Source organism: Hydrogenophaga sp. (assembly GCF_028698005.1).
GTDB lineage: Bacteria > Pseudomonadota > Gammaproteobacteria > Burkholderiales > Burkholderiaceae_C > Hydrogenophaga.
Window position 1 is genome coordinate 1 of the sequence record NZ_JAQVEJ010000167.1, and the last position, 6,348, is coordinate 6,348.

At 64.1% G+C, this 6,348-nt stretch carries 8 protein-coding genes and 1 tRNA gene; 8 read left to right on the plus strand and 1 reads right to left on the minus strand.

Annotation, left to right across the window (positions count from 1 at the left end; all coding sequences use genetic code 11):
- Positions 1 to 82 precede the first annotated feature (82 nt).
- From PHQ87_RS13590 to PHQ87_RS13625, 8 genes are all read left to right on the plus strand, one after another.
- The gene (locus tag PHQ87_RS13590; protein ID WP_300235396.1) at positions 83 to 409 is read left to right on the plus strand and encodes a c-type cytochrome; all 327 of its coding nucleotides are present in this window, start codon (positions 83 to 85) and stop codon (positions 407 to 409) included.
- Positions 410 to 443: 34 nt separating this feature from the next.
- The gene (soxY, locus tag PHQ87_RS13595; RefSeq protein ID WP_300235376.1) at positions 444 to 899 is read left to right on the plus strand and encodes a thiosulfate oxidation carrier protein SoxY; all 456 of its coding nucleotides are present in this window, start codon (positions 444 to 446) and stop codon (positions 897 to 899) included.
- Between the two features lie 57 nt (positions 900 to 956).
- Entirely contained in the window at positions 957 to 1,268 is a 312-nt protein-coding gene (gene soxZ, locus PHQ87_RS13600; RefSeq protein ID WP_300235379.1) for a thiosulfate oxidation carrier complex protein SoxZ, read from the plus strand.
- A 77-nt stretch (positions 1,269 to 1,345) separates the two neighbouring features.
- On the plus strand, positions 1,346 to 2,149 hold the full coding sequence (gene soxA, locus PHQ87_RS13605) for a sulfur oxidation c-type cytochrome SoxA (RefSeq protein ID WP_300235382.1): 804 nt from the start codon (positions 1,346 to 1,348) through the stop codon (positions 2,147 to 2,149).
- A gap of 18 nt (positions 2,150 to 2,167) precedes the next feature.
- Positions 2,168 to 2,824 (plus strand): sulfur oxidation c-type cytochrome SoxX, encoded by a 657-nt coding sequence (gene soxX, locus PHQ87_RS13610; protein ID WP_300235384.1) that lies wholly within the window; start codon positions 2,168 to 2,170, stop codon positions 2,822 to 2,824.
- Between the two features lie 112 nt (positions 2,825 to 2,936).
- Positions 2,937 to 4,661, plus strand: coding sequence for a thiosulfohydrolase SoxB (soxB, locus tag PHQ87_RS13615; RefSeq protein WP_300235387.1), 1,725 nt, complete (start codon positions 2,937 to 2,939; stop codon positions 4,659 to 4,661).
- Positions 4,662 to 4,729: 68 nt separating this feature from the next.
- Positions 4,730 to 4,969, plus strand: a complete 240-nt coding sequence (locus tag PHQ87_RS13620; RefSeq protein ID WP_300235390.1) for a hypothetical protein — start codon at positions 4,730 to 4,732, stop codon at positions 4,967 to 4,969.
- A gap of 143 nt (positions 4,970 to 5,112) precedes the next feature.
- The gene (locus PHQ87_RS13625) at positions 5,113 to 5,997 is read left to right on the plus strand and encodes an HDOD domain-containing protein (protein WP_300235393.1); all 885 of its coding nucleotides are present in this window, start codon (positions 5,113 to 5,115) and stop codon (positions 5,995 to 5,997) included.
- A 224-nt stretch (positions 5,998 to 6,221) separates the two neighbouring features.
- On the opposite strand, the gene PHQ87_RS13630 is transcribed toward PHQ87_RS13625, so the two are convergent.
- Positions 6,222 to 6,297: transfer RNA gene (locus PHQ87_RS13630), tRNA-Thr, on the minus strand.
- Positions 6,298 to 6,348 lie beyond the last annotated feature (51 nt).

Below are 6,348 nucleotides of genomic sequence, written 5' to 3' on the forward strand. Positions count from 1 at the left end.
GCAAATACATCTGCATATCAGCAAGCAATCGTAAACCCCGATACCCTTACAACCAAGGAGACACTAGGCTGTGAACATGAACCTGAAATCCGCGATGGTGGCAGCTTCGGCTCTGCTGGTGGCCACGGCATCGCAAGCGGTGGACGCCACCGCGGCCAAGGCCTTGGCCCAGAAAAGCGCCTGCCTGGCGTGCCATGCAGTCGACAAGAAAGTCGTTGGTCCCTCCTACAAGGAAGTGGCCGCCAAGCACAAGGGCCAGGCCGACGCCCTGGAAAAGGTGTCGGCCCGCATCCGAAGCGGTGGCTCCGGCATGTATGGCCCCGTACCCATGCCGGCACAGCCGACGCTCAAGGACGACGAACTCAAGCTGCTGGCCAGCTGGGTTCTGGCCGGGGCACCGGACCAATAAACTCTCGTTCCTCATTCATTGCAAGGAGTACCGCATGAACCCCTCCCGCCGCACCGCGCTGAAGTCCACCGGCGCATTTGCCACCCTGATTTCTCTGGGGCTGGTGACACAGAGCCAGGCGCAGGCCGCCGTTGACCGTGCCAGCTTCCAGGTCAAGACCCTGGAAGACGCGCTCAAGGCACTGGGCGGACAGCCCGCCGTCAGCGACCAGGTCACGGTGGTGGCCCCGGACATCGCCGAAAACGGTGCCGTGGTCCCCGTGGGCGCCAGCAGCAAGCTGCCCAACACGACCGAGATCTACCTGATCGTCGAGAAGAACCCGACGCCGCTGGCGGCCGGCTTCATCCTGCCGGCGGGCACCGTGCCCGATGTGCAGACCCGTCTGAAGTTCGGTCAGAGCACCAACGTCGTCGCCGTGGTCAAGGCCGACGGCAAGCTGTACTCCGCCACCAAGGAGACGAAGGTCACCCTGGGCGGCTGCGGCGGCTGATGCCCCGGCGCGTTCCCTCACACGACCACATCATCAAAGAATTTCCAGGAGTTCACCATGGCAGATCCGATGCGCATCCGCGCCGCCGCCGCCGGCGATGAAGTTACCGTCCGCGTGCTGATGTCCCACCCGATGGAGCCCGGCACCCGCAAGGACGCCTCCGGCGCGACGATTCCGGCCCATTTCATCCAGGACGTCGAGGCCACCCACAATGGCAAGACGGTGCTCACCGCGCTGTTCAGTGGTGCCGTTTCGCAAAACCCCTTCCTGTCCTTCAAGTTCAAGGGCGGCGCCAAGGGTGACAAGGTCGTCGTCAAGTGGGTCGACAACAAAGGCGACACCCGCACCGACGAAGCCACGGTCGCCTGAGGCGGCGCGTGGATTGACGCGGCCAGCTACGCAAGTTGCTGGCCGTTTTGATTTCTAACCACAACGAGGAGACACCGATGAAACGACATCTGCTGGCGTTGACCGCGGTGGGCGCGGTGCTGGCCCAGGGCCAGGCCTGGGCCCAGGACGCGACCGCCGAGGGCATTGCCAAGTACCGCGAGATGCTCGAGGACGGTAACCCGGCCGAGCTGTTCGAGATGAAGGGCGAGGAGCTCTGGGCACAAAAGCGCGGGCCCAAGAACGCCACGCTGGAGCAGTGCGACCTGGGCCTGGGTCCCGGCGTGCTCAAAGGGGCCTTTGTGCAGATGCCGCGTTACTTCAAGGACACCGGCCGTGTCCAGGATCTGGAATCGCGCCTGCTCACCTGCATGGAAACGCTGCAGGGCTTCAATGCCGAGGAGATCCGCAAGACCCCCTTCCGCAGGGGCGAGATGGCCAATCTGACCGCGCTGGCCACCTATGTGGCGGCCCAGTCCAAGGGCATGCGCTTCAACCTGCCGAACGCCACCGAGCAGGAGAAGACCATGTACGAAGTGGGCAAGCGGCTGTTCTTCATGCGTGGTGGCCCGCACGATTTCTCCTGCGCCACCTGCCACGGCCAGGCGGGCAAGCGCATCCGCCTGCAGGACTTGCCCGAGCTGACGAAAAACCCGGGCGACGGTATCGGTTTCGCCGCCTGGCCGGCCTACCGGGTGTCCAACGCCCAGATGTGGGGCATGCAGCACCGTCTGAACGATTGCTACCGCCAGCAACGCTTTCCCGAACCCAAGTTCGGCAGCGATGCGACCATCGCGCTCGGTGTCTACATGGGTGTGAACGCCAAGGGCGCCAAGTCCATCGTGCCCGCCATCAAGCGCTGAGGCGAGAGGAGAAAACAGATGCACAAGACGACATTCGCCACGCTGGTGGCGGCACCCGCCCTGGCGCTCGGCCTGGGGGCCTGCACCTCTTCACCCGGCTCGGCCGACTATGACCGCATCACCGCCGAGGTGGTGAAGGCATCGTTCCAGGACCGGGGCATTGCCAAGGTCGACCGCCTGGTGCAGGACGAGGCCAACCGGCTCTGCTCGGCCGCCGATGTCGCTGGTCAGCCGATCGACGAAAAGACCGCGGCCGCCATCCAGGAGGCCGCCATGAAGACCATCAAGTGGCCCTCGGACGGCAAGTTTCTGGGCGACTGGAAGGAGGGCGAGAAAATCGCCCAGAGCGGCCGCGGCCTGACCTGGTCCGACAACGACAAGACGGTCAATGGCGGCAACTGCTACAACTGCCACCAGATCAGCAAGGAAGAGATTTCCTTCGGCACGATCGGCACCAGCCTCTACAACTACGGCAAGCTGCGTGGCGTGGCCAACCCGGACAGCCCCGAGGCCAAGCCCATCATCGAGTACACCTGGGGCAAGCTATGGAATGCGCGTGCTTACAGCGCCTGCTCGCAGATGCCGCGCGTGGGGCACCACGGCATCCTGAATGAGCAGCAGCTCAAGCACGTGATGGCCCTGCTGCTGGACCCGCAGTCGCCCGTCAACAAATGAGCGGGGAAGGGCGGGGCCACGGTACCCGCCCGGTGCTGGCCCACCGTTCGGGAGGATGGTGGGTCACGCCTTTTGTCTCCATATATCAGTATTCAATTGAGAAGGAATATTCATGAGCTTCAGCCGCCGCGAATTCATGCAGGTGCTGGCCGTGGCCGGTGCCACCGGCATGGCCTTGTCCCACGACGATGTCCTGGCGGCCGGGCCGGGCGCTGGTGAGCGCCTTTACGACGTGCCCAGGTTCGGCAATGTCAGCTTCCTGCACTTCACCGATTGCCACGCCCAGCTCACCCCGATCCATTTTCGCGAGCCCAGTGTGAACATCGGGGTGGCCGATGCCCTGGGCCGGCCGCCGCACATCGTGGGTGAAAACCTGCTCAGGCATTTCGGTTTCCGCCCGAACACGCACGAGGCACACGCCTTCACCTACCTCGATTTTGCGCAGGCCGCGCGCACCTACGGCAAGGTGGGCGGCTTTGCGCACCTGGCCACGCTGGTCAAGCAGCTCAAGGCCAGCCGCCCGCATGCCCTGCTGCTTGACGGCGGTGACACCTGGCAGGGCTCGGCCACCTCGCTGTGGACCAACGGCCAGGACATGGTGGATGCCTGCAAGCTGCTGGGCGTGGACATGATGACGCCGCACTGGGAATTCACCTTCGGTGCCCAGCGGGTGCAGGAAGTGGTGGAAAAGGACTTCAAGGGGCACATCGAATTCCTGGCCCAGAACGTCAAGACCACCGATTTCGAGGACCTGGTGTTCAAGCCCTATGCGATGCGCGAGATGAACGGTGTGAAGGTCGCCGTCATCGGCCAGGCCTTCCCCTACACACCGATCGCCAACCCGCGCTACATGGTGCCCGACTGGACCTTCGGCATCCAGGACGAACACATGCAGACGGTGGTCGATCAGGCCCGCGGCGAGGGCGCGCAGGTCGTGGTGGTGCTGTCGCACAACGGCATGGACGTTGACATCAAGATGGCCTCGCGCGTGCGTGGCATCGATGCCATTTTGGGCGGTCACACGCACGATGGCATGCCGGCGCCCACCATCGTGAAAAACGGCGGTGGCCAGACCCTGGTGACCAACGCGGGCTCGAACAGCAAGTTCCTGGGCGTGCTCGACTTCGACGTCCGCGGCGGCAAGGTGCAGGACTTCCGCTACAAGCTGCTGCCCGTGTTCTCCAACCTGCTGCCGGCCGATCCCGGCATGCAGACCTACATCGACCAGGTGCGCGCGCCTTACAAGAACAAGCTGGAGGAAAAGCTGGCCGTCACCGAGGACCTGCTCTACCGCCGCGGCAACTTCAACGGTTCGTGGGACCAGCTCATCTGCGATGCGCTGATGGAGGTCAAGGGGGCCGACATGGCCTTCTCGCCGGGCGTGCGCTGGGGCACCTCGCTGCTGCCGGGCGACACCATCACCTACGAGCGCATGATGGACCAGATGGCCATGACCTACCCGGCCACCACACTCAACGAGTTCACCGGCGAGCAGATCAAGGGCATCCTGGAAGATGTGGCCGACAACATCTTCAACCCCGACCCCTACTACCAGCAGGGTGGCGACATGGTGCGCGTGGGCGGCATGCAGTACACCATCACGCCCAATGCGCCCATGGGCCAGCGCATCAACCAGATGACGCTGCGGGGCAAGCCGGTCGAAGCCGACAAGACCTACAAGGTCGCCGGTTGGGCCTCGGTGCAGGAGGGGGTGCAGGGCGAGCCGATTTGGGACGTGGTCTCGGGGTACCTGCGCAACAAGAAGGTGATCAAGAACGTGAAAATCAACACGCCCAGGATCATCGGCATGGAGGGCAACCCCGGGCTGGCGGCCTGACGGCGCCGGGGAACCATCCGGGTTTGTTATGCTCGGATCAACTGTTCTCTCATTTCTGGATATCCGTCATGACTTCTATCAAGATCGCGATCGGTGCTGCGGCGGCCGCCCTGGTGCTGGCCGGCTGTGCCAGCGGCCCCAAGCCTTTCTGGCACAAGCCCGGCGCCACGGCCGATGACGCCTACACCGAGCTGTCCGAATGCAAGTTCCAGGTGGGGCTGAGCAAGGTGGACAAGGACGAAAGGGACGGTCTTGTGGCCCACTGCATGCGTGGCAAGGGTTACCGCCTGCTGGCCAATCCGGACTGAGCTGGCACAGCCGCCGGTTTCCCTCCCCGCCTGAAGGCCCCGACTCATCAGAGCCGGGGCTTTTTGCTGGCGCCGGAGACTCGGCGTCGGCGGTGCTGCCGCCGCCGCATGCCCTTCAGCCCACCGTGCACCAGGATCACGTCATGTCCGACCCTCTTTCTTCACAAACCGATTCCGGCGACCACCGGGCCTTGCACATGCGCCTGCTGGCCGATCTGGCCCAGGATCTGTCGGGCGAAATGAGCTTCCCCACGAGCCTGGACCTGGCCATCCGGATGCGCAACATCCTGATGCAGCCGGACCTCACCCTGGAGAAATTCACCCGGGCGGTCGCCATGGAGCCCGTGATCGCGAGCCGTCTGGTCAAGCTGGCCAACGCGCAGGCGGGTGACGCAGGCGATGGCGAAGAGCGATCACCGGTGGCCACCTTGCAGCGCGCGATCCAGGCCTTGGGCCTGGAGCAGGCGCGAAGCGTGTCGCTGGGTGTGGCGATGGACCAGATCATGAAGGCGGGCAATCTGAAACCGTTCAGCCGCTATGCCAAGCTCACGTGGGAACATTCCATCCGCACGGCCTTGCTGGCGCAGGCCGTGGCCCGGCATGTGGGACACCTGAACCCCGAGGCCGCCATGCTCGCCGGCCTGGTGCACGACATCGGCATCTACTACCTTTTCTACCGGGCCAGCCAGTACGAAGAGTACCGCAACGACCACAGCGCACTGGTGGAGCTGGTGCTGGGCTGGCACGAGTCCATCGGAGAAAACGTGCTGGATGCGTTGGGCCTGCCCGCCTCGATCATTGAAGCCGTCCATGAGCACGACGTCCCCCGTGTCATGGACCGGAATCCACGCAACCTCAATGAAGTCCTTTACATCGCCAACCTGCTGGCGGGCAGCCACTGGGAGTGGTTGCCCGGCGACACGAAGCCCGAGCAGCAGGAGGCGATGGAGCGCACCCGACAACGCTTTGCCTTCCTGGTGCCCGAGGTCCAGGACAGGATGCGCGCCATGCACGCCGCGCTGAGCTGACCGGCGCCGGACGCGCGGGTGGCCAGTGCCCAGCCTTGCCGCCGCGCTCGAAAAGGCGTGTCACCCCTTGGCCGGCAGGTACGCCACGCCAGTCGGAGCGGCGGTGCCGCCGGTTCGGGATCTGCCTTGGTTTCCCCTTGGTCTCCGTGCCGGTTTTCTGCATGAACCGAACCGGAAAAGAAAAAGCCCGCTACCTGGGTGATAGCGGGCTTCCTTTTGTCTGATGGTGCCGGAAAGAGGAGTCGAACCCCCGACCTTCTCATTACGAATGAGCTGCTCTACCGACTGAGCTATTCCGGCCTAGCCTTTTATTCTAGCAAATTTTCAGCACGGCGTTTTGGCCATGTCGGC

What these genes read in the sequence shown, in the direction of transcription:
- soxX (WP_300235384.1), top strand. Translation starts at nt 2,168, where the DNA reads ATGCACAAGACGACATTCGCCACGCTGGTGGCGGCACCCGCCCTGGCG.
- PHQ87_RS13625 (WP_300235393.1), top strand. Translation starts at nt 5,113, where the DNA reads ATGTCCGACCCTCTTTCTTCACAAACCGATTCCGGCGACCACCGGGCC.
- soxZ (WP_300235379.1), top strand. Translation starts at nt 957, where the DNA reads ATGGCAGATCCGATGCGCATCCGCGCCGCCGCCGCCGGCGATGAAGTT.
- PHQ87_RS13620 (WP_300235390.1), top strand. Translation starts at nt 4,730, where the DNA reads ATGACTTCTATCAAGATCGCGATCGGTGCTGCGGCGGCCGCCCTGGTG.
- soxB (WP_300235387.1), top strand. Translation starts at nt 2,937, where the DNA reads ATGAGCTTCAGCCGCCGCGAATTCATGCAGGTGCTGGCCGTGGCCGGT.
- soxA (WP_300235382.1), top strand. Translation starts at nt 1,346, where the DNA reads ATGAAACGACATCTGCTGGCGTTGACCGCGGTGGGCGCGGTGCTGGCC.
- soxY (WP_300235376.1), top strand. Translation starts at nt 444, where the DNA reads ATGAACCCCTCCCGCCGCACCGCGCTGAAGTCCACCGGCGCATTTGCC.